The organism is Streptomyces sp. NPDC004752 (genome assembly GCF_053601275.1).
This window is the reverse complement of the sequence record NZ_JBSGBN010000300.1, coordinates 1-1,636: the sequence shown is the minus strand read 5'-3', so window position 1 is coordinate 1,636 and position 1,636 is coordinate 1. Positions and strand designations below refer to the sequence as shown.

General features: G+C 67.6%; 1 protein-coding gene. It reads right to left on the bottom strand.

Translation table 11 applies throughout. The annotated features are described in order from the left end of the window. Positions 1-174: 174 nt before the first annotated feature. Positions 175-1,473, bottom strand: coding sequence for an ABC transporter substrate-binding protein (locus ACWEKM_RS46505; RefSeq protein WP_451627363.1), 1,299 nt, complete (start codon positions 1,471-1,473; stop codon positions 175-177). Positions 1,474-1,636: the final 163 nt, after the last annotated feature.

Below are 1,636 nucleotides of genomic sequence, written 5' to 3'. Positions count from 1 at the left end.
GAGGGGCCGAGCAGGACGACGAACGTGCCCGGCTCGACGGCCAGTTCCACCCCGTCGAGCGCGCGCTTACCGCCCGGGTAGACCTTTGTGATCTCGTCGACGCCGACCGACCGGCCGCCGGACGCTTTGTCGGCCTGTCGGTCGCGCACCGTGGTCGTGGTCATCGGTATCCCCTCACCGCGTGACGAGGCCGGAGATGGACTGAGCCGCTTCATCCAGCGCCCGCTGGACCGGCTTCGTGCCGCTCAACGCCGCGACCACCGCGTTCTGAAGCTGCTTCTGCGCCTCGACCGCTTGCGCACCGGGAAACTGGTACCAGGGCACCAGAGTCTTGATCTCGGCGACACCGGCGGCACGCCATGGCTGCTCGTGCACCAGGTTCCCCAGATACCGGGGATCGGTGAGCGCCTGCTGGTTGACCGAGGTGCAGCCGGACATCTTCACCAACTGGGTCTGCCCGGCAGGGCCGATCAACTCGTGGATCAGCTGCCATGCTGAGCGCTGCACGTTCTTGTCCTTGGAGAAGATCACCGCGGAGCCGCCGCCTGCCGACGTGCGGCGCCGGCCGCCATCAGGCACCGGCACGACCTCCGTGCGGAGCGGGAACGACACGCTACCGGTGATGGTCTTGCCCTGGGACACGCTCTGCAACATCATGCCGACGTCACCGCGGAGGAAAGCCGCAGTCAGGTCCGCTGAATTGACGACGGTGCTGGTGCCGTCGTGGACGAGTTCCCGCCAGTACTGCAACAGCCGGACCATGGGCTGCTGATTGACCGTCACGTGCTTCTCGGCCGGGTCCATCAGCGACCCGCCCGCCGAGGCGAGCATCGTCTGCAGCGCCCAGTTCGAGTCGGTGTCGTAGGGCCAGGCGACTCCGTACCGGGCCGCCTTGCTGCTGACGATCTTGGTCGCGTATGTCTTCAGCTCGCTGAACGTGGCCGGTGGCCGGTCCGGATCGAGCCCGGCTTTGCGCAGCACGTCCAGGTTCAGGTAGAGCACCAGCGTGTTGAGGTAGTAGGGCAGGCCCATCGTCCGGCCCTTGAGCTTGTCCACGCCCAGCAAGGCCGGCGAGTACTGCGAGGTGTCGAACTTCGCCTGCGCCATGAGGTCGTCCAGTGGCTGCGCGAGGTTGCTGTCGGCGTAGGTGCGCACCGAGTTGATGCCCACGAGCGCGATGTCCGGGCGGTGGCCGGAGGTGAGATCGGCCTGTAGACGGGTGTCGACGTCGGTCCACCGCGGACCGCCGGCCTGCTCGTGCTTCACCGTGATGCCGGTCCGGCGCGTGAACTTCGGCCCCAGGGTGGCCTGGACGCTGCCCACAACCCTGGGATCGGAAGAGGTGAGCAGGTTGATCGTCTTGGCGTCGGTGTTGCCGGTACTGCTACTGCTGCCGCAGGCGCTGGCCGTGCCCGCGGCGGCGATGGCGAGGGCGCCCATCAAGGCATGCCTTCGCGTGAGGGAGACGTTCATCGGGATTCCGTTTCGACTGGGGGTGATGGCGGGCTCATTCGCCGCCGTTGGTGAGGGCGATACCGCGCACCAGCTGGCGCTGGACGAGGAGGAAGAAGAGCAGGAGCGGCAGCGTGGCCAGGGTGGCCGCGGCCATCTGGGTGCCGTAGCTGCTGAGGCTGTC